A 21,368-nucleotide genomic window follows, 5' to 3' on the forward strand; every position below is an offset into this window, starting at 1 on the left:
ATTGCTCGTGCTGGCCCAGGGGAAACCAATAATGAAAAACCCTTACGCTCTCGGCTTCTGGTGCGCTCTGGTCGCACTGGTGCTGCTCTCGGCCACGTATTTCTACGGGATCATGCTGGCCCACCAGATCGACACGGCAATGGTTTTCCTCGACAGCGCCGTTGCGTTGATCGCGGTGATGGCGATCGTCGTCGTCGCGTGGACCTCGATTCAGCTGCAACGGGTCAAGAAGCGCCAGCTCGAGCGCGGCAAGATGCTCGTGCTGATCTGGGACACCAAAGTCGCCCTGCGCCGGGTTGAAACCGTGTTCGACCGCTACTTCTGGGGCAGTTACTGGCAGCCCGGGCGAACCTTCGCCGAGGTCATGGGCGAGCTCACCGGCACGCCGCTGGAAAAGAGCCTCGAAGGGCTGAAGAAGCAATGCCTGGAACTCGACAAGCAGATCGCCGATGACGGCTGGCACTGGCTGAGCAACGCCCGCGAGCTGTCCGACGTCGCCACGGCCATGGCTCGTGAACGCTATCAGCTGGATTTCTGCGATGTGCGGGCGGATACCACCGGCGGAGCGGTGATCGATCGCGACTTTGAAGTGCTGGTGTATACCTGGACCGCGCGGCTGAAGAGCTTTGATCATCAGCTGGATGAAATCGAGGTTCAGTATTCCTGAAATCAAAAGATCGCAGCCTTCGGCAGCTCCTACAGGACAATCGGATTGCAAATGTAGGAGCTGTCGAAGGCTGCGATCTTTTTGCTCTCCCAAGTGTCCATAGACACTCTTTAACCTTTAAACATTGGGCCGTCGTCCGCGCCCGGTGCTAATCTCCACCGCTTAATTGCGCACAGTCGAGCCGCGACCCGATCCCGGGTTCAAGGAAGACGACTTCATCCACAGCCACGGAAACCGATCAGGTCATTCATGAATAAATCAGCAGGCGTGCTTCTCGGAATTATTGTTGCCATCGGCGCGATCAGCGCAGGCGGGGCCTGGTACACCGGGACCAAGATCGAAGGCGTACTGAACAACGCCGTCAGCAACGCCAACAAAGAGCTGCAGACCGCCATGGCCGGCTCCAACGGCACCGCGTCGCTGGAACTGGTGTCGCTGGAACGCCACACCTTCACCAGCACCGCGCACTATCGCCTCAAGGGCGAGGGCGAGATGTTCGGCGATGCCCCGGTCGAGTTGCTGTTCGTCGACCACATCGAACACGGCCCGCTGCCGTTCTCGCGTCTGGTCTCGCTGAAGTGGCTGCCGGTCATGGCCACCAGCAACTACGAGCTGGAAAAGAGCCCGTCCACGGAAAAATGGTTCGCCGCCACCAACGGCGCCGCGCCGCTCAAGGGCGTGACCAACATCGGCTACGACGAATCGACCACCAGCACTCTGAATCTGGTGCCGTTCGAAACTGCGCTGGATGAGCAATCGAGCCTGAAGTTTTCCGGTCTGAGCATGGACATCGCCGCCAGCGCCCAGGCGCAGAAGGTCAAGGCCGACGGCTACATGGACAACCTGAAACTGGTCACCGTGTCGCAAGACCAGGCGCCGGTGCAGGTCGAGCTCAACGGTTTGACCCTGGCCAGCAACCTCGCCAAGAGCAGCTACGGCTACTACACCGGGGAAAACACCCTGGAAGTGACCAGCAGCAAAACCACCTTCGGTGCCAAGCCGATGGTGCTGGGCGTGAAGAACTTCGAAATGAAGAACCGCACCGAAGAAAGCGGCAGCAACGCCTCGGGGCGTGCCGACTACAAAATCGGCGAAGTGACGCTCAACGACAAGAAAGTCGGTTCGGCGGCCATGGCCATGAGCCTGAAGAACCTCGACATTCCGTCGACCATGTCGCTGATGCAGATCTACCAGACCAAATTGCAGCCATACGAAAAAGCTGCCGCCGAGGCCGCCGCGCAGGGTTTGCCGGCACCGGAGCTGAATCTGACCGAAGCGGAAAACGCCCAGGTCAAAGCCGATCTGCAGAAGTTGCTGGCGGCCGGCCCGCAACTGGCGCTGGAGAACCTGTCGTTCAACACCGCCAACGGTGAAAGCCGCGCCAATCTGGTGATCGACCTGACCAAGCCGCAATCGATGGATCTGCCGCCGGATCAACTCGGCAGGCAACTGATCGCGCTGCTCGACCTGAACATTCAGGTATCCAAGCCGATGCTGGTCGATCTGCTCAGCGTTCAGGCGCAACTCGATGGCCAGACTGACGCCAAAGCCATCGTCGATCAGTCCAAGGAAGCGGCGGACATGTTCGCCGGCATGGCGGTCGGCTCGCAACTGGCTGTCGCCGACGGCACCAACGTGGTGACCAAACTGCATTACGCGGCCAATCAGGTCGAATTCAACGGCCAGAAGATGACCGTCGAGCAGTTCATCGGTTTCCTCATGAGCAAGTTTGCCGGCGTCACCCAAGAGCAATAAACCCAACCGCGCACCCCCCAGACGCCCGGCCCCTGTGTGAACAGGCGCCGGGCGTTTTGCTGTACGGATTTTGTACAGATGGACCGATTCTGAACAAATATTGCGTTGTGAAAATTCGCTCTCGCTTGCGTGCAGACTGCCTCACCAAGCTTGGCCGAAGGCTGTTTTTGTCGGCCACCGTTACGAATGGGCAAGGAGGGCATTGCGACCCGGCTGGCCATGTAAGGATGCTGACAAATGCCGCGTATTGATGGCCCTGTATTACATCGTGGTTTACGCCCTTTGTTCCGATTCGCCCTGTGCAGCCAGTTGCTCTGGCCGCTGCTGGCGTTGGCCGACACACCCTACGACGAGATGGTGCGCGATGCCCGGGCCGGGCATTACACGCCTGCGTTGACCGTGCTGCGTCAGGTGCCGCCTGGCCAGGCCAGCGACGGCCAGGTCAGCGATCATCTGCAAATCGCCAGTTGGGCCGGGCTCGATGCCGAAGTGGTCAAGGTCTATGAAACCCAAGGCCGTGACCGCGTTCTGCCGGTGCAGGCGCTGACTGCCGTTGCGCGTGCCTATCGCAACCTCAAGCGCTGGGATCAGGCCACCCAGGTGTACAACAAGGCGCTGGTGCTGGAGCCGGACAACGCCGACCTGCAACTGGGTCTCGCGCTGACTCAGGCCGATGCCGGCAAGCCCGATCAGGCCGTCACCCGCGCCCAGGCGCTGGTCGCCGCCAAACCCGACGATCCGTCACGCCGTCTCGCCTTGGGCTACGCACTCGGTCGCGCCGGCAAACAGTACGACGCACTCTTCGAATACGATCAGGCCTTCATTCGCGCCGGCAACAAGCCGGAAGTTGCCCGCGAGTATGTGGTCGCCCTGCAAAAGGCCCGCCTGCCTGAACCGGCGCTGCGTCTGGCCAGTCAACGTCCAGGCCTGATTGATCCGGTGACCTTGCGCCGGCTCGAAGGTGATCTCGCCGCCGAACGCGTGCGCCTTGCCGAACTGGCCACCCGCAGCGAGAAGGAACGCTACGTCATTGCCGACCGCGCGCTGGCCGATTACGACAAATTGCTCGCAACCTGGACGCCCGACGCCACTGCTCACGACGACGTGACGCGCTGGCGCATCGACCGCATGGGCGCGCTCAAGGCGCGGGCGCGCACCGCCGACGTCATCAGCGAATACCAGAAACTGCAAGCCGAGGGCGTGGAAATTCCGACCTATGCCCTGCGCTGGGTGGCAGCGTCTTATCTCGATCAGCGTGAGCCCGAGACTGCCACCGATCTGTATCGCCAGGTGCTTTCGGCGCCGGACGCCGATGTCGGTGATCGTCTTGAGGACAGCACTGCGCTGTACTACTCGCTGCTGGAAAGCGACCGCGCCGATGAAGCACGCAAGGTCGCCGAAGACGCAGCGAAAGCCCAGCGTCCGCGCGTCGAGCTCAAAGGTCTGCCCATCGGCAACCCCAACGACGAATGGATGGACGCCCAGCAACTCGCCGCCCAGGCCGGCACCTACGGTTCCGATCTTCCGCACGGCGAAGAGCGTTTGCAGACGCTGGTCGATCAGGCGCCGGGCAACCTTGGCTTGCGTCTGGCCCAGGCCGATCTTTACCTCGCCCGCCAGTGGCCGCGCCGCGCGGAAAATCAGCTCAAGGAAACCGAGAGCATGGCGCCCCGCGATGCCGGCCTGGAAGTCGCTCAGGCGCGCACCGCGATGGAGTTGCAGGAGTGGCGGCAGAACGATGCGCTGGTCGACGATGTGGTCGCGCGTTATCCGGACAACCGCCAGGTGCAGCGTCTGGCTCGCGAACGGGAAGTGCATGACATGGCCGAACTGCGCGTCGAAGCCTACGGCGGCAAGGCCAACGGTGGCGGCAGCGGCGATGCCGGTGCGGTCAGCGGCAGCCGTGATTTCGGTATCCAGAGCACCCTTTACAGCCCACCGATCAATGAAGACTGGCGTGTCTTCGCCGGGGCCGGTTATGCCACCGGTGATTTCGCCGAAGGCACCGGCCACCATCGCTTCCAGCGTGTCGGCCTGGAACGGCGCACCCGTGACATGACCCTCGAAGCCGAGGTGTCGAATCACGATTACGGCTTCGGTGACAAACAAGGCGCACGCCTGGCGATAGCCCGCGACATCAACGATCACTGGCAGTACGGCGGCAGCCTCGAATACCTCTCGGCGGAAACGCCGCTGCGCGCGCTCAACAGCGACATCAAGGCCAATGGCGGCAGTGCGTTCCTGCGCTGGCGCGCCAACGAAAGCCGCGAGTGGCGCGTGTCGGTCAGCCCGTCGCACTTCAGTGATGGCAACAACCGCGTCGAAGCCTTGGTGACCGGGCGCGAGGGCATCTACACCGCGCCGAACATCCAGGTCGACGCTGGTCTGGAAGTCGGCACCAGCCACAACTCGAAATCCGACGACGTGCCCTACTTCAACCCGAAGTCGGACTTCAGCGTGATGCCGCTGGTCAACGTCAACCACGTGCTCTACCACCGCTACGAGACTTCCTGGAGCCAGCAATTCCAGGCCGGCGCGGGCACTTACAGTCAGCGCGACCACGGCACCGGCGGCATGGCGTTGCTCGGTTACGGCCAACGGTACGCCTGGAACGACGTGTTCGATGTGGGCGGCATGTTCAGTGTGATCAACCGGCCTTATGACGGTGATCGGGAAACTGATCTGCGTCTGCTTGTCGACCTCACTTTCCGCTTCTAGAAGAGTTTGAAGATGCCTTTTATCTCGCGTTTCATCCTTCTGCTGGGAGCGCTGCTGGTCAGCGCCTGCGCCCAGCAAGCCCCCGCCTTCGCGCCGCCCTCCGAGCGCCCGGTCGCGGCCAGTGAACAACCGTGGCCAAAAAACCATGTGCTTGGCATCGCCTATCACGATGTCGAAGACCGTGATCCTGATCAGGCCGTGGTGGCGGTGCGCACCGAGCGCATGATCGAGCAGCTCGCCTGGCTGCGCGAGAACGGCTACAAACCAGTGACCGTCGACCAGATCATGGCCGCACGCAATGGCGGCCCGGAGCTGCCGGCGAGAGCGGTGTTGCTCAGTTTCGACGACGGTTACGCCAGCTTCTATACCCGCGTGTTGCCAGTGTTGCGCGCCTACAACTGGCACGCCTTGCTGGCGCCGGTCGGCACCTGGATCGACACGCCGCTCAATCAACCGGTGGATTTCGCCGGCACGCCGCGTAACCGTGAGAACTTCCTGACCTGGCAGCAGATCCGCGAAATTTCCAGGTCCGGGTTGGTAGAGATCGCCGCTCACACCGATGCCAACCACAAAGGCATCCTTGGCAACCCGCAGGGCAACCTGCAGCCGGCCGCCGCGACCCGGCGTTATGACCCGGTGACCAAACGCTACGAATCCGAAGCCGATTTCCAGGCGCGCATTCGCACCGACGTGAAAAACATTTCCGAGAAGATCCGCAAGGCCACCGGTTACAAACCACGCGTCTGGGTCTGGCCGTACGGCACCGCCGACGGTACGTCGCTGACCGTGGTTGGCGAGGAGGGCTACGAAATGGCCCTGACCCTGGACGACGGCCTCGACACCCTCGACAACCTGATGAGCGGGCCGCGCTTTCTGGTCGCCTCCGATCCTGATGGCGAGCATTTCGCCAACAGCATCGTCTCGGTGCAGGCCGAAGCGCCGATGCGCGTGGTGCATGTCGACCTCGACAACGTCTACGACCCGGACCCGGCCCAGCAGGACATCAACCTCGGCAAACTGGTGCAGCGCATGGCTGACCTGGGCGCCAGCACGGTGTTCCTGCAAGCCTTCGCCGATCCCAAGGGCGATGGTCTGGTGCATTCGCTGTACTTCCCCAACCGTCACTTGCCGATGCGCGCCGACCTGTTCGACCGCGTCGCCTGGCAACTGCGCACCCGTGCCCACGTGAAGGTCTTTGCGTGGATGCCGGTGCTGAGTTTCGAACTGGATTCGAAGCTGCCGCGCGTGACCCGCTGGGACCCGAAAACCGCCACTACCTCGGTCGATCCGAAACAGTACAAACGCCTGTCACCGTTCAATCCCGAAGTGCGCAAGATCATCGGTGAAATCTATGAAGACGTGGCGCGGCTGACCTCGGTCGACGGCATTCTCTACCACGACGATGCGGTGCTCTCGGATTTTGAGGACGCCAGCCCGGATGCCGTGAAGGCCTACGCCGCTCAAGGTCTGCCAGGTTCGATTGCCGCGCTGCGCGACGATCCGGCGGCGATGCAACGCTGGACGCGTTTCAAGAGCCGCTACCTGATCGACTTCACCAACGAACTGACCGCGAAAGTCCGTGCGATTCGCGGCCCGCAAGTGCTGACGGCACGCAACATCTTCGCCGAACCGATGCTCAATCCAGAGAGCGAAGCGTGGTTCGCACAGAACCTCGATGACTTCCTCGCCACCTACGACTGGACGGCGCCGATGGCCATGCCGTTGATGGAAAAACAGACGCTGGCCGAGTCCGGCCCGTGGCTGGAAGAACTGGTCGCCACAGTGAAGAAACGTCCCGGCGCGCTCAACCGCACCGTGTTCGAATTGCAGGCGCGTGACTGGAACCAGAAGGATCAGGCCGATATCGACGCCGTGCATCTGGCGGACTGGATGGGCCGGCTCAAGCGTCAAGGCGCAACCAGCTTCGGTTACTACCCGGACAACTTCCTCGACAACCTGCCAGACCTGAAAACCGTAAGGCCTGCACTCTCCAACAAATGGAATCCATAACATGCTGGATAGACTGTTAGCCCTGCTTGTTCTGGCGATTGTCCTTGGCGTTCCGCTGGGGCTGATCTTCCTCGTGACCGGCCAGTTCCTGATGTCGTTCGTGTTCTTCTACCCGCTGTTCATGTCCGGGTTGTGGATCGCCGGCGGCCTGTATTTCTGGCTGCACTGGGAGCGCCACTGGCCATGGCAGGACGACACGCTGCCGCCGCCGCTGGAAGGCGAACCGCTGATTTCGATTCTGATTCCTTGCTACAACGAAGGCGATAACGCTGCCGATACCATCCACGCGGCGCTGGCGCAGCATTACCCGAACATCGAAGTCATCGCGATCAACGACGGCTCCAAGGACAACACTGCCGCTGTGCTCGATGCGCTGGCCAAGGAAGATCCGCGACTGCGGGTTCTGCATCTGGCGGAAAACCAGGGCAAGGCTGTAGCCCTGCGCATGGGCGCGATTGCTGCGCGCAGCGAGTATCTGGTGTGCATCGATGGCGACGCCTTGCTGGCCCCAAACACTGCGGCTTATCTGGTCGCGCCGATGCTGGATAACGCACGCCTTGGCGCAGTGACCGGCAACCCGCGGATCCGCACGCGTTCGACCTTGATCGGGCGGGTGCAGGTCGGCGAGTTCTCCTCGATCATCGGCCTGATCAAACGTACGCAACGGGTCTTCGGGCGCATCTTTACCGTCTCCGGGGTGATCGTCGCGTTCCGCCGCACCGCGCTGAACCGGGTCGGCTACTGGAGCCCGGACATGATCACCGAAGACATCGACATCAGCTGGAAGCTGCAACTCGATCACTGGAGCATCTTCTACGAACCGCGCGCACTGTGCTGGATCCTCATGCCGGAAACCCTCGGCGGTCTGTGGAAGCAGCGTCTGCGCTGGGCTCAGGGCGGCGCCGAAGTGCTGTTCAAGAACATTCGCGGCATCTGGCAGTACCGCCATCGCTACCTGTGGCCGCTGCTGTTCGAATACTGCCTGTCCACCGGTTGGGCCTTCACTTTCCTGCTGTCGGTGATTTTCTGGGGCATGGGCAAGTTCATGGTCATGCCCGACGCGATCGCCGTGGATCACCTGATGCCACCGGCCTTCACCGGTCTGTTGCTGGCGTTTGTCTGCCTGGTGCAGTTTGCCGTCAGCATCGTCATTGACCGGCGGTATGAGCCGGGTCTGGGCAAGACCATGTTCTGGGTGGTCTGGTATCCGTTGGTGTTCTGGCTCGTCAGTCTGCTGACCACTCTGGTCAGTTTCCCCAAGGTGTTGTTCAGCCAACACAAAAAACGCGCGCGCTGGGTCAGTCCTGATCGGGGCATTCGCCCGCTGGGCGACGACCAGGAGGAAGTCATCAAATGAAAATTATCCGCACTCGCCAGCGGCCCTTTCTGGTGGTGATCGACGTGATCCTCACCGTCCTGGCCTGGGTTGGCCTGCTGTTCCTGCTGGTACGCGGGTTATGGCCGTTGATCGAAACCACCGGCGGCCCGCGCATCGATCATTCGGCGTTCGACGCCTTGGGCACTTTGCAGGTTTACATGTGGGTGGCGCTCGTCAACGCGGTGATCCTGATCGGTTGGGCGCGTTACCAGCAACGCAAAAGCCGCAGCTTCGCCCAGCGCCGTTTGCCGTCGCCGGTAATTGGTGATGAAGGTCTGAGCAAGAGTTTCAAGTTGTGCGACGAGCGTTTCCAGAAACTGCGCACACCGGGGGTGATGACCATTCATAACGATCAGGACGGCGACATCAGCCATGTGGAAACGCATTTCTGGCCGTTACAGCAGCAGGCCTTGCCCGCGCCGCTGGGGCAACAGCGGGTGATCTTTCTGCATGCCGATGAAGATGACAATCGCGAGCCGGTGAACCGGCTGACGTGACCTCCACTGTAGGAGCTGCCGAAGGCTGCGATCTTTTGATTTTGCTTATGTAAAAACAAGATCAAGAGATCGCAGCCTCGTTGCACTCGTCAGCTCCTACAGGACCGGTGTCAGGCCTGGATCAGCGTCCAGGCCTCTTTGATCCGCAGAGGTTGCTTCATCCGCTCGGCCAGCAGCGCCATCGCGCGTTGCTTGTCGCAGGCCACCGCCGCAACAACGATGCCGTCTTTTGCGAACAGGCCGATGAACGGCGGCTGTTCCGGCTCACCGCTGAACTCGACCTCGTCCCACTCCTGCGCGTGACCGAGATAGTCGTAGTTCTTGCCAAAGTGGTACGTCCAGAAGAATGGCACATCCAGATAATGTTCCTCGCCACCCAGCATGTTGGCGGCGGCAATCCGCGCGTGTTGCTGGGCCAGGCGCCAATGCTCGATGCGAGTTGGCTGGCCGCTCAGCGGAAACGTGGCGATATCGCCGATCGCCCATAAACCATCGCTCACGCGCATGCCGCCGTCGACACGCAATGATTGGTCTTCTTCCCTGGGCAATGAGTCGAAAGGCTCAGTGGCCGGGTGAACGCCGACGCCGGCGAGAACCAGATCCGCCGCCAGGCGCAGACCGTTGTCGAGCAGCACGCCCTCGACCATGTCCTCGCCAAGGATCTGCGTGGCCTCGTGTTCGCTGATGAACTTCACCCCGTGCTCTTCGTGCAGGGCGCGAATCGCCTTGCCCACGGCCTCGCCGAATTGCTTGGCAAACGGGACTGAGTGGCGTGCCAGCACGGTGACGTCGAGGCCGAACTCGCGCAGGGCCGACGCGCATTCGAGGGCAATGAAACTGTCGCCGATGATCACCGCGCGCTGGCCCGGTTGAGCGGCGTTGATGATCTGTTCAGCCTGAGTTTTCGAACGCAGGACGAAAACGTTCGCCAGCCCGGCGCCAGGCAGCTTCAACGGATTGGGCGCGCCACCGGTGGCGAGTACAGCGGCGTCGTAGCGCAGGATGCCGCCGTTGTGCAGATGAAGCGTTTTGCCTGGGGCGTCGAGTGAAGTCACTTCGCCTTGCACGCGCTCAATCCGTTGCGCTTGATAGAACGCCTCATCGCGCAGCGGCGGGACATCTTTGGGCGACATTTCCCCGGCGAGGACAAATTTGCTCAACACCGTGCGGTCGTATCCGGCACCCGGTTCGCCATCGACCAGCACGATGCGCCCGCCAAAACCTTTCTCCCGCAGGGCCGCCGCGCAAGCCGTACCCGCCGCCCCGGCGCCGACCACCACGAACGTTCTTGGGTCGTCAGCGGGCGGGGTGTGCGGATCGGGCAACGGCTGGTCATCGACCCAGACTTCATCGCCGCGCAACTCCAGCGGATAGCGCTTGAGACTGTCCAGCGATGGCGGCTCGCACAGGCCACCGTCCTCGGCGCGGTACGCGGCTTTGTGCCAAGGGCAAATCAACCTGCCGTGACACAACGCACCCTCGGCCAGTGGCGCACCGGCGTGTGGACACAGGCCCTGAAACGCTCGCAACTCGCCGTTGGCACGCAGCAGGACGATCTTGCAGTTGCCGATTTCGACTTGCAGGCCACGGTCTTGCGGGACATCGGCGAAACGGGCGACACGGTGCAGGGACATGTTCGGCTTCCTCGCAGGCATTTCTCTTGTGAGTTGGCGGCGCCGCGCGAGGTTCAGCCATTTGCTACTGCCAAGGCACGAACGGTACGGCTATAGTTTGCGGGCCGACGACGGCCTCACTGCACAAGGTGCTCCCGGAATGACCCGATTGACCTCTCTCAACCCATGGCTGGCGGCCATCGCCGTGACCCTTTGCGTGCAGTTCCCGGCACAGGCCCAGGAGCGCTTCACCCTGAGCATCCCCGGCGTGTCGGATAACCGTCTGTTCACCTCGGCAGCGGCAAGTGACGCACCCGGCTGCGGCGGCAAGAACCAGTCGCCGGCGCTGAGCTGGAACGCCGGCCCGGCCGGTACCCAGAGCTACGCCATCGTCATGCACGACCCGGATGGCCAGAAAGGCTTGGGCGTCGATCACTGGATTCACTACGGCATCAAACCCACCACCCACCAGATCGCGGCCGGCGTCGGTGCCAAATCCGCCCTCGAAGGCGTCGGCGGCACCAACAGCAAAGGCAACACCCACTACATGGGTCCGTGCCCGCCAGTGGGCGACAGCGCGCACCACTACATCATCCAGATCTACGCCCTCGACCTCGCCCCGGACGCCCTGCCTGCCGGCCTGACCCGCGCCGAGCTGATGGAAAAAATCAAAGGCCATGTGCTGCGCAACAGCAGCGCGGTGCGGCGTTATCACCGCTGAGGTTCGGCCGCTCACGGGCGGCTGACTGCCCTGATTCCCCAGCCATTTGGCATTGCCCCGCGAAAACGCGCACTATCAAGCCATTGCCAATGCGCTGGAGGACACCGTGGCAGCAAAAATCGACCGCATCGCCCAGCTACTCAACTGCCCGGAAAAGGGCGAACAAATGCGGCGTGCAGTAACCGAGACACGTAAGGAGTTTCTGCTGAATCAGCCGGAAGAAGACCTCGTTGAAGAAGACGAGGTATTTGACGAGGCTGAGGAGGAGGGGGATGACGACGATGAATATGACGAGTTTGACTGGACGACGGAGTGACGGCGTTCCAGCGATCTTGCCATCGCCCACAAAAAAGCCCCGGACCATCACAGTCCGGGGCTTTCTCGTTTGATTCATGGTGCACCAGGCGGGATTCGAACCCACGACCCCTGCCTTCGGAGGGCAGTACTCTATCCAGCTGAGCTACTGGTGCAGCGGGCGACATCATACCTAGGTCGGCTCGGGGCGTCCATGCCGGGTTTGGCGGGTTTTGTCAGTGTGCGTGTCGGCGCAAAATCGCTGCATTCCTTAAAGCGGTAACGTCCTGCAAAACCCTCGCTTGGCGCTTCGTCGGGGTTGATCTAAGGTTTTTCCTGCGGCATGGGTATTGTGTGCGTTGATCTGAAAAGCGGCATTTTTGTTCTTTTTTTCGAACGACCTATTGTCCTTTACCCCCTTTGAACCTACGATCCGTTTGAGATTTCAAACGCTCTTTGGCGGGATGTTGCAGCGCAGGTGCGCCCGGTCGTGCACTGTTGATGCGCCACAATCCGCTCACTGATTTCCCTGACGGCAGCCTTGCGAGGCGCCTTTCTACAATCATAATTTGCTCCGCGCAGGCCGCGGTGCTGTTAAGGAAAGCCGACATGCAGCTTAAAGACACCCAGTTGTTCCGCCAGCAAGCCTTCATCGATGGCGCTTGGGTCGATGCCAACAACGGTCAGACGATCAAGGTCAACAACCCGGCAACCGGCGAAATCCTCGGCACCGTGCCGAAGATGGGCGCCGCTGAAACCCGCCGTGCCATCGAGGCCGCCGACAAGGCGCTGCCGGCCTGGCGTGCACTGACCGCCAAAGAGCGTGCCGGCAAACTGCGTCGCTGGTTCGAACTGATGATCGAGAACCAGGACGACCTCGCGCGCCTGATGACCCTCGAGCAGGGCAAGCCGCTGGCCGAAGCCAAGGGCGAAATCGTTTACGCCGCATCGTTCATCGAGTGGTTCGCCGAGGAAGCCAAACGCATCTACGGTGACGTGATTCCGGGTCATCAGCCGGACAAGCGCCTGATCGTCATCAAACAACCGATTGGCGTCACCGCCGCGATCACCCCGTGGAACTTCCCGGCGGCAATGATCACTCGCAAGGCCGGCCCGGCGCTGGCCGCCGGTTGCACCATGGTGCTCAAGCCAGCATCGCAAACTCCATTTTCCGCTTTCGCCCTGGCCGAACTGGCTCAGCGCGCGGGCATTCCTGCGGGCGTGTTCAGCGTGGTCTCCGGCAGCGCTGGCGACATCGGCAGCGAGCTGACCAGCAACCCGATCGTGCGCAAACTGTCCTTCACCGGCTCGACCGAAATCGGTCGCCAGTTGATGGCCGAATGCGCCAAGGACATCAAGAAAGTCTCTCTGGAACTGGGCGGCAACGCGCCGTTCATCGTGTTCGACGACGCCGATCTGGATAAGGCCGTCGAAGGCGCGATCATTTCCAAGTACCGCAACAACGGTCAGACCTGCGTCTGCGCCAACCGTCTGTACATTCAGGACGCGGTCTACGATGCGTTCGCCGAGAAGCTGAAAGTGGCTGTGGCCAAACTGAAGATCGGCAACGGTCTGGAAGACGGCACCACCACCGGCCCGCTGATCGACGAAAAAGCCGTGGCCAAGGTTCAGGAACACATCGCTGACGCCGTAAGCAAAGGCGCCACCGTACTGGCGGGCGGCAAGGCGATGGAAGGCAATTTCTTCGAGCCCACCATCCTGACCAACGTGCCGAAAAACGCGGCCGTGGCCAAGGAAGAAACCTTCGGTCCGCTGGCGCCGCTGTTCCGCTTCAAAGACGAAGCCGAAGTGATCGCCATGTCCAACGACACCGAATTCGGTCTGGCCTCGTACTTCTACGCACGTGACCTGGGCCGTGTGTTCCGTGTCGCCGAAGCGCTGGAATACGGCATGGTCGGCGTCAACACCGGGCTGATCTCCAACGAAGTCGCGCCATTCGGCGGCATCAAGGCTTCGGGGCTGGGCCGTGAAGGCTCCAAGTACGGCATCGAAGATTACCTGGAAATCAAATACCTCTGCCTGGGCATCTAAGCCGGGAAAGGGATCGCTGCAAACGCAAAGGGCACGAGAGCGCTGTCCCTTTGCGTGGTTTCAAACAGGAATTTTCTCTGCGGCCGGGAACGCCGTGGCAGTCGATCATCGCATGCTGCCACCGCCGATTCCTCCCGCTTCATCCTTGAACCACGCCGCCCGATGAGCGGCGAATGAGGACTGTAATGAGCAAGACTAACGCTGAACTGATGGCCCGTCGTACCGCAGCTGTTCCACGTGGTGTTGGCCAGATTCACCCGATCTTCGCCGAGTCGGCAAAGAACGCCACCGTGACCGACGTTGAAGGTCGCGAGTTCATCGACTTCGCTGGCGGTATCGCTGTACTGAACACCGGCCACGTGCACCCGAAAATCATCGCCGCCGTGACCGAACAGCTGAACAAGCTGACCCACACCTGCTTCCAGGTACTGGCCTACGAGCCGTACGTTGAGCTGTGCGAAAAAATCAACGCCAAGGTGCCGGGTGATTTCGCCAAGAAAACCCTGCTGGTCACCACCGGTTCCGAAGCGGTGGAAAACGCCGTGAAGATCGCCCGGGCCGCCACTGGCCGCGCTGGCGTGATCGCATTCACCGGCGCTTACCACGGTCGCACGATGATGACCCTCGGCCTGACCGGTAAAGTCGTGCCGTACTCGGCCGGCATGGGCCTGATGCCAGGCGGCATCTTCCGCGCGCTGTACCCGAACGAACTGCACGGTGTGAGCATCGACGATTCGATCGCTTCCATCGAACGCATCTTCAAGAACGACGCCGAGCCGAAAGACATCGCTGCGATCATCATCGAGCCAGTGCAGGGCGAAGGTGGTTTCTACGTCGCGCCGAAGGAATTCATGAAGCGTCTGCGCGCTTTGTGCGACCAGCACGGTATCCTGCTGATCGCTGACGAAGTGCAGACCGGCGCTGGCCGTACCGGCACCTTCTTCGCTATGGAACAGATGGGCGTTGCCGCCGACCTCACCACATTCGCCAAGTCCATCGCTGGCGGCTTCCCGCTGGCCGGCGTGTGCGGCAAGGCCGAGTACATGGACGCCATTGCGCCGGGCGGCCTGGGCGGCACCTATGCCGGTAGCCCGATCGCTTGCGCCGCTGCACTGGCCGTGATGGAAGTGTTTGAAGAAGAGCAACTGCTGGACCGTTGCAAGGCTGTTGGTGAGCGTCTGGTCACTGGCCTGAAGGCGATTCAGGCCAAGTACCCGGTGATCGGTGAAGTGCGTGCGCTGGGCGCAATGATCGCGGTCGAGCTGTTCGAAAACGGCGACAGCCACAAGCCGAACCCGACTGCCGTGGCCGCTGTGGTGGCCAAGGCGCGTGACAAGGGCCTGATCCTGCTGTCCTGCGGCACTTACGGTAACGTGCTGCGTGTGCTGGTTCCGCTGACGTCGCCAGACGAGCAACTGGACAAAGGCCTGGCGATCATCGAAGAGTGCTTCTCTGAACTCTGATCCGCTCGTGTGACCCGCTCGACAAAAACCCGCTTCGGCGGGTTTTTTTCGTCCCTTGAAACACATCGGACCTGTTTGCGCTGTATCGAATCGCCAGCATTGGCTAAGGTTCAGGCATTGCAAGGAGAGCGCGCATGACTGCCGTTGATTTACCCGCCGTACCTCGGGTGTTGATTGCCGAGGCCGATCCCTGGTCCCGTGACCTGCTCAAACAAGTGCTACTCAATGTGCGCTGCGATGCGCGTCTGGATTTGTGTGCCGATGGCCAGCAGGCAATGTCGTTGCTCAGCGAGGTGCCCTATGACTTGGCCATCGTCGATTGGGAGCTGCCTGGCATCGACGGATTGCATGTGCTGCGCAGCGTCCGCCAGCGCAAACGCAATCCGCCGCTGCCGTTCATTCTGATGAGCAGCCGCAACGACAGCGCCAGTGTGCGCGAAGCGATTCCGCTGGCGCCGACGGCGTACCTGACCAAGCCGTTGAATATGGAAGACCTGACCGAGCGCTTGCAGGGGTTGCTGCTCAACGCTGGCGAAGCGGTGGTTTGCGAAGTGCCGGCACTGGCGCCGGGCATTACGCTCTCGGTGTTCCTTGAGCGGCGTCGCGAGCAGGCCGATGGCGCGCCGTTGATGACCGACGTGCAAGTGGCGGTCAAGCGTAGCCTCAATCCCGAAGGGCTGGACCTCAAGTTGCTGGAGGAAGAGGTCCGCACCGATCCGCAGATTACCGCCGTGCTGATCGCAGCCGCCAACAGTGCCGCGCAACACTACGGCGCGCCGGTGCAAACCCTGGCCCAGGCGCTGCACCGACTCGGCACCGGGCAGAGCATGAACCTGATTCTCGGCCTGGCGCTAAAACGCAGCGCGCGACTCAGCGATCCATGCCTGGCGGATTACGCCGAGCGCTATTGGGGACTGTCCCTGCACACGGCGGAATATGCGCGCACGCTGGCGCGCCTGCTCGATCTGGATCAGGAGCGTTGCTATTGCGCGGGCATGCTGCATCGGCTCGGCGATCTGGCGCTGCTGCGCTGCTTGCAGGAATGGCAGCAGGCCGGCGGCGAGCTGGACGAGTTGCAGGAGGTCGGTGAAGCGCTAGCGAAGTTTGGCGCCTCTTATGGCTCGGCACTGCGCACCCGCTGGCGTCTGCCGCTGGAGTTGCGCGAGTTGATTGCTTCGGCCTACCAGCTAGGTGGTGGCGTTTACAGTCGCGAGGCGCTGGTGATGCACATGGCGGCGCAGATGGCGCGGCTGACCGAGCATGAAGGCGTAGAGGAACTGGCGAAGAGCCGGACGGCGCGGTTGCTCAAGATCGGGCTGCCGGAGTTGCTGCGGATGCGCAAGTAAATCAGAACACGACAATCACTGTGGGAGCCGGCTTGACCGAAGGCGCCAGCGCAGGCAACATTTTTGTTGAAAGTGCGGGCCTCATCGCGGGCAAGCCCGCTCCCACAGGAATTGCGGCAGCCACAAAATACGGATCAGGCCGCAATAATCCGGTTCTTGCCCTGCCGTTTCGCCTCGTACATCGCTGCATCCGCGCGGGCGAACAGGCTGTCCAGGCTCTTGTCATCGTCGGTGAGGTTGGTAAGGCCCTGGCTCACGGTGATGCTGAATGCTTGCCCGTTGTGGTTGAAGCGCAGTCGCTGGATCTCCTGCTGCAGTCGCTCTGCCACTTGCACGGCCATCTCCGGCGCACAGCCGGGAAACACCGCAGCGAACTCCTCACCACCAATCCGCCCGAACAGATCGCCACGGCGCAATGAGCCGCGTCCACACTCGGCGATCCGTTGCAGCACGTTGTCGCCTTCCGGGTGCCCGTAGCTGTCGTTGATCACTTTGAAATCGTCGATGTCCAGCAGCAGGAAGGCCAGCGGTGTGCCTTGGCGGCGGGCCTCGGCGAACTCGCGGTGGGCGCATTCGAAGAAGTGGCGGCGGTTGCTGCTTTGCGTCAGCACATCGGTGGTGGCCAAGCGTTGCAGCTCGGTTTCCATGTGTTTTTTGTCGGTGATGTCTTCGGCGATGCCGACGATGATCACCGGCTGCCCGGGCTCGTCCTGGCGATTGATAAAGCATTTGTCGCTGAGCCAGCGCACCTGGCCGTCGGCGGCAATGATGCGGTACTCGCGATCTTCCACCGCACCTCGGTGCAGGACTTCGGCAAGGCTTTGTTCGGCATACTCCAGATCATCGGGATAAATGCTGTCACGCCACTGGTTGTAGTCAGCCAGCACAAGCGCGGCGGAACGGCCGAAGATCCGTTCATAGGCCGGACTGACGTACAACACCTGTCGGGTTTCCCAGTTGAAAGCCCAGAGCACGGCGTTGACGCTGACCAGCAGCGAACTGATCAATTGTTCGCGCTCGCTCAGGCGTGCGACTTCGCCCTGCGCATGCATCAACGCCATCAGCGTTTGCGCGGCCTCGGGCCATTGAGTGAAGGACGTGTCTTTCTGGTTGTTGTTGACCATCGGCACAAATCTCAAAGGGCGCGCCGCAATGTCGACAACGGCCACAGGACAGCCCGCCGGGATGGCGAAGTGTCATTGAGATAGAGGTTTTTCGGCGAAGTTCCCGGCCATTACCGAGTCCCGCCGGGCGGCGAGGTGCAGGAACCGAAGAGCGCAACGAGGCTGCGATCTTTGAGATCGCAGCCTCGTTGCCGGTCAGGCAGTCGCAGGACGCAGCGAGTAGGTTTTGAGCTGATCAGCAAAATCCCGCAACGACTGGATGCCACTGGCCTCGGCCTCGTGAATCCATTCCTTGATGGCGGCCAGCATGTCGTGGCCATTGGAACTGGTCTTGACCCAGATCTGCTGCAAAGCCAGGCGCTTCTCGTAGATCACTTTCAACGCATGGCTGTGTTCGAGCATGGTCTGGATGCGCAGGTGATGACGGTCTTCCAGCAGGCTGGTTTCCCGCGACAGCAGGCGTTTGGCCCGGTGGAACTGGTGGCGCACCGAATGATCGACCTTGGCCAGCTCTTGCTTGACCAGCGGGCCGATCACCAATTTGCGGTACTGGGCCATGATCTGGAAGCGGTTGTTGAGGATCGCCATGGCGGTGTCCATGTCCAGGCTGCCCTTGCCTTCGACGCGGTGGGCAATCGGTGCGACCCGCTGCACCTTGGCCAGACGCAGGAAGCAGAAGACCTTGATCCACGCCCAGCCGAGGTCGAATTCCCACTTCTTCACCGACAGCTTGGCCGAGTTGGGGTAGGTGTGATGGTTGTTGTGCAGCTCTTCACCGCCGATCAGGATGCCCCACGGCACCAGATTGGTCGCCGCGTCACGGCATTCGAAATTGCGATAGCCGACGGCATGGCCCAGACCGTTGATCACCCCAGCGGCCCACACCGGAATCCACATCATCTGGATGGCCCAGATGGTGATACCGATGGTGCCGAACAGCAGCAGGTCGATCACGCCCATGATCGCCACGCCCAGCAGCGGATAGCGGCTGTAGACGTTGCGTTCGATCCAGTCTTCCGGGCAGTTCTTGCCGTAGATGCGCAGGGTTTCCGGGTTCTGCGCTTCGCTGCGGTACAGCTCGGCGCCGGTGCGCAGTACGGTGGACAGACCCTTGATGACCGGGCTGTGCGGGTCATCCTCGGTCTCGCATTTGGCGTGGTGTTTGCGGTGGATGGCAGTCCACTCGCGGGTGTTCTGCGCCGTGGTCAGCCACAGCCAGAAACGGAAAAAGTGCTTCAGACCCGCATTCAGCTCGAGCGAGCGGTGGGCCGAGTAACGGTGCAGATAGACCGTGACGGCGACAATCGTCACATGGGTCATCAGCAGGGTGACCGCGACCAGTGACCAGGCCGACAAGCCAAGAAAACCTTCGTACCACATAGGCTATAGGGCCCTCGATAAAGATAAAAACAGCCGTTGCATTATCACTAAGCACACAGATAAAACCAGTCGCCCTTTCAGATAAGAAGTCGCTGAATGTTTCTTGACCTATAATTCCAACCTTTTTGTAGGGACATGGACGACCGAATGTCTGCGACTTACCGCGATGCCTTGCGTGCAGCGCTGCTCTACCTCGTACTGGCCGCCCTGTGGCTGCAAGTTTCTGATCATTTATTAAGCAGATTCTTCGATGACTCCCGTGAGCTGACCCATTGGCAACTGATCAACGGTTATCTGCTGGCGACGATCAGCGCCGCGCTGATTTTCCTCGCACGGGCGCGGCTGTGCGGGTTTCTCGGCATCGGCGCGCATTTGCGCGAGCGCCACACCGACCGTGAGCGTCTGCGTCAGGCGGCCGCCGTGTTTGACTGCACTCGCGAAGGGGTGCTGGTTACCGACCACCGGGGCCTGATCGTCCACGTCAATCGCGCCTTTATCGAGATCACCGGTTATCGGCGCGACGAGGTCATCGGCCAGCAGCCCAGTCTGTTCAAGTCCGGCCATCATCCGCCGGGCTTCTATCAGGCGATGTTCGCTACCCTCGAGGCTGAAGGTGAGTGGAGCGGCGAGATCTGGAACCGGCGCAAGACCGGCGAGATTTATCCACAGTGGCAGACCATTCGGGTGATTCACGATGATTTCGGCCGGCTCAGCCATTACGTGGCGGTGTTCTCGGACATCAGTGCGATCAAGGATTCCGAGTCCGAACTCAAACACCTGGCGCATCACGATCCGTTGACCGATCTGCCCAATCGCCTGCTGTTCAGCGACCGCGCCGAGCAGGCGCTGGCGTCGGCACAGACACACAAGCGTGGCTGCGCGCTGCTGATGCTCGATCTGGATCATTTCAAGATGATCAACGACAGTCTCGGGCATAACGTCGGCGATCGGTTGCTAAAAGCGGTGGCGACGCGTTTGCAGGAACTGTTCGGCCACGGCATTACCTTGGCGCGGCTCGGTGGTGACGAGTTCGCGGTGCTCGCGGAAAGTTGTCCACAGCCGGCCCAGGCCGCCGCGCTGGCGCAACGGACTCTGGACGCCTTGAAGGAGCCGATGCTGGTAGATGGCAATCAACTGTTCATCAACGCAAGCATCGGTATCAGCCTGTTTCCCAGCGATGCCCTCAGCGCCGAGCAGTTGTTACGCAATGCCGACAGCGCGCTGTTCAAGGCCAAAAGCAGCGGGCGCAATGGCTACGCGCTGTACACCGAAGAACTGACCGCCCATGCCCAGCAACGGGTCGAAATCGCCTTCGAGCTGCGCCGTGCACTGGAGCAGGAGGAGTTGCGCGTCTACTACCAACCGGTGCATGACCTGCACAGCAGCCGTCTGATCGGCGTCGAGGCACTGGTGCGCTGGCAGCATCCGCAGCGCGGGCTGGTGTCGCCGGCGGAATTCATTCCGATTGCCGAGCGCACCGGGCTGATCGCCGAGATTGATGCCTGGGTGATGCAGCAGGCCTGCCGGCAGATGTGTCAGTGGCAGCAGAGCGGTGTGGTGCTGGCGTTCGTCGCGGTGAATGTCTCCTCGCGGCTGTTTGCCCGACGTGAGCTTTACCAGCAGGTAGCGCAGGTGCTGCACGACACGGGGCTGGATCCGGCGTATCTGGAACTGGAAGTTACCGAAAGCGCGGTGATGGATGACCCTGAAGTGGCGCTGGAACAGATGCATCGCTTGCGCGAGCTGGGTGTGCGTCTGGCCATCGATGATTTCGGCACGGGTTATTCCTCGCTGTTGCGGCTCAAGCGCCTGCCGGTGCAGAAACTCAAGATCGATCAGGGCTTCGTCGCCGGGTTGCCGTGGGATGAAGATGACGTGGCGATTGTCCGGGTGATCATCGCGCTGGCCCGCAGCATGGGCATGCAGGTGCATGCCGAAGGGATCGAACAGGTTGAGCAGGCGGCATTTCTGTTGGCGCAGGAATGCGATCTGGGGCAGGGGTATTGGTTTGGGCGGCCGGTGTCTGCGGATAGGCTTGATTGGGCGAAAACGCCATTGATTGGCTGAAAAGGCCTATCAGGCTATCACCGACCTTGTGGTGAGGGGATTTATCCCCGATGGGTCGCGTAGCGGCCCCAAGAAATGGGACTGCTACGCAGTCCAACGGGGATAAATCCCCTCGCCACAAGTTCTCTTGACGATTTCAAATCAGCGCAAACCCCTTGCCCTCTCTCATATTGATTTCTGGTTATATAAACATTCTTAAATAGTCTTTTTAAGAATATCCATGCCTCTCTTATATTGCTCCCACGCCGAACGCAGTGCCGCCCACTGCCAGGCAAATCCCCTT

15 protein-coding genes and 1 tRNA gene are annotated in these 21,368 nt (G+C 61.3%); 12 read left to right on the forward strand and 4 right to left on the reverse strand.

The genetic code is table 11. From position 1 onward, the window contains the following. The first annotated feature begins 31 nt into the window (after positions 1-31). The 6 genes from AB9L16_RS00500 (at position 32) to pgaD (ending at position 9,025) form a co-directional block, all read left to right on the forward strand. Positions 32-667 (forward strand): NADH:ubiquinone oxidoreductase subunit N, encoded by a 636-nt coding sequence (locus tag AB9L16_RS00500; protein WP_150742987.1) that lies wholly within the window; start codon positions 32-34, stop codon positions 665-667. 249 nt (positions 668-916) lie between these two features. Next, the gene (locus AB9L16_RS00505; RefSeq protein WP_375122961.1) at positions 917-2,422 is read left to right on the forward strand and encodes a YdgA family protein; all 1,506 of its coding nucleotides are present in this window, start codon (positions 917-919) and stop codon (positions 2,420-2,422) included. A gap of 237 nt (positions 2,423-2,659) precedes the next feature. Further along, complete coding sequence (pgaA, locus tag AB9L16_RS00510; protein WP_375122962.1) at positions 2,660-5,140, forward strand: poly-beta-1,6 N-acetyl-D-glucosamine export porin PgaA; 2,481 nt, start codon at positions 2,660-2,662, stop codon at positions 5,138-5,140. Between the two features lie 12 nt (positions 5,141-5,152). Beyond that, positions 5,153-7,150 carry a poly-beta-1,6-N-acetyl-D-glucosamine N-deacetylase PgaB gene (gene pgaB, locus AB9L16_RS00515; protein ID WP_375122963.1) on the forward strand — a complete coding sequence of 666 codons (1,998 nt, stop codon included), beginning with the start codon at positions 5,153-5,155 and terminating at the stop codon, positions 7,148-7,150. Between the two features lies 1 nt (position 7,151). Then, positions 7,152-8,507, forward strand: coding sequence for a poly-beta-1,6-N-acetyl-D-glucosamine synthase (pgaC, locus tag AB9L16_RS00520; RefSeq protein ID WP_095181141.1), 1,356 nt, complete (start codon positions 7,152-7,154; stop codon positions 8,505-8,507). Then, entirely contained in the window at positions 8,504-9,025 is a 522-nt protein-coding gene (pgaD, locus tag AB9L16_RS00525; protein ID WP_095181140.1) for a poly-beta-1,6-N-acetyl-D-glucosamine biosynthesis protein PgaD, read from the forward strand. Before pgaC ends, pgaD begins: the two co-directional genes overlap by 4 nt. A 110-nt stretch (positions 9,026-9,135) precedes the next feature. Here pgaD and AB9L16_RS00530 read toward each other — a convergent pair whose 3' ends face one another. Then, entirely contained in the window at positions 9,136-10,659 is a 1,524-nt protein-coding gene (locus AB9L16_RS00530) for an FAD-dependent oxidoreductase (protein WP_375122964.1), read from the reverse strand. Positions 10,660-10,798: 139 nt separating this feature from the next. Here AB9L16_RS00530 and AB9L16_RS00535 point away from each other — a divergent pair, with 139 nt between their 5' ends. After that, complete coding sequence (locus AB9L16_RS00535; protein WP_016772253.1) at positions 10,799-11,359, forward strand: YbhB/YbcL family Raf kinase inhibitor-like protein; 561 nt, start codon at positions 10,799-10,801, stop codon at positions 11,357-11,359. Between the two features lie 46 nt (positions 11,360-11,405). Next, complete coding sequence (locus tag AB9L16_RS00540) at positions 11,406-11,675, forward strand: hypothetical protein (RefSeq protein WP_071174021.1); 270 nt, start codon at positions 11,406-11,408, stop codon at positions 11,673-11,675. 77 nt (positions 11,676-11,752) lie between these two features. Here AB9L16_RS00540 and AB9L16_RS00545 read toward each other — a convergent pair. Beyond that, positions 11,753-11,829: transfer RNA gene (locus AB9L16_RS00545), tRNA-Arg, on the reverse strand. A gap of 433 nt (positions 11,830-12,262) precedes the next feature. On the opposite strand from AB9L16_RS00545, the gene gabD reads away from it, so the two are divergent. The 3 genes from gabD (at position 12,263) to AB9L16_RS00560 (ending at position 16,514) form a co-directional block, all read left to right on the forward strand. Then, positions 12,263-13,705, forward strand: a complete 1,443-nt coding sequence (gene gabD / locus AB9L16_RS00550; RefSeq protein ID WP_375122965.1) for an NADP-dependent succinate-semialdehyde dehydrogenase — start codon at positions 12,263-12,265, stop codon at positions 13,703-13,705. A 185-nt stretch (positions 13,706-13,890) separates the two neighbouring features. Continuing rightward, positions 13,891-15,168, forward strand: coding sequence for a 4-aminobutyrate--2-oxoglutarate transaminase (gabT, locus tag AB9L16_RS00555; protein ID WP_003220503.1), 1,278 nt, complete (start codon positions 13,891-13,893; stop codon positions 15,166-15,168). A 134-nt stretch (positions 15,169-15,302) separates the two neighbouring features. Beyond that, positions 15,303-16,514, forward strand: coding sequence for a response regulator (locus tag AB9L16_RS00560; RefSeq protein ID WP_310219449.1), 1,212 nt, complete (start codon positions 15,303-15,305; stop codon positions 16,512-16,514). Between the two features lie 134 nt (positions 16,515-16,648). On the opposite strand, the gene AB9L16_RS00565 is transcribed toward AB9L16_RS00560, so the two are convergent. Together AB9L16_RS00565 and desA are read right to left on the reverse strand one after the other, a co-directional pair. Next, a complete protein-coding gene (locus AB9L16_RS00565; protein WP_375123747.1) occupies positions 16,649-17,638 on the reverse strand; it encodes a GGDEF domain-containing protein in 990 nt (329 codons plus the stop codon). A gap of 195 nt (positions 17,639-17,833) precedes the next feature. Continuing rightward, complete coding sequence (gene desA / locus AB9L16_RS00570) at positions 17,834-19,018, reverse strand: delta-9 fatty acid desaturase DesA (RefSeq protein ID WP_016772248.1); 1,185 nt, start codon at positions 19,016-19,018, stop codon at positions 17,834-17,836. A gap of 147 nt (positions 19,019-19,165) precedes the next feature. Here desA and dibA point away from each other — a divergent pair, with 147 nt between their 5' ends. Next, positions 19,166-21,085 carry a phosphodiesterase DibA gene (gene dibA / locus AB9L16_RS00575; protein ID WP_375122966.1) on the forward strand — a complete coding sequence of 640 codons (1,920 nt, stop codon included), beginning with the start codon at positions 19,166-19,168 and terminating at the stop codon, positions 21,083-21,085. The last annotated feature ends 283 nt before the right edge of the window (positions 21,086-21,368 follow it).

The organism is Pseudomonas sp. LW8 (assembly GCF_041956865.1).
Classification (GTDB): Bacteria; Pseudomonadota; Gammaproteobacteria; order Pseudomonadales; family Pseudomonadaceae; genus Aquipseudomonas; species Aquipseudomonas siliginis.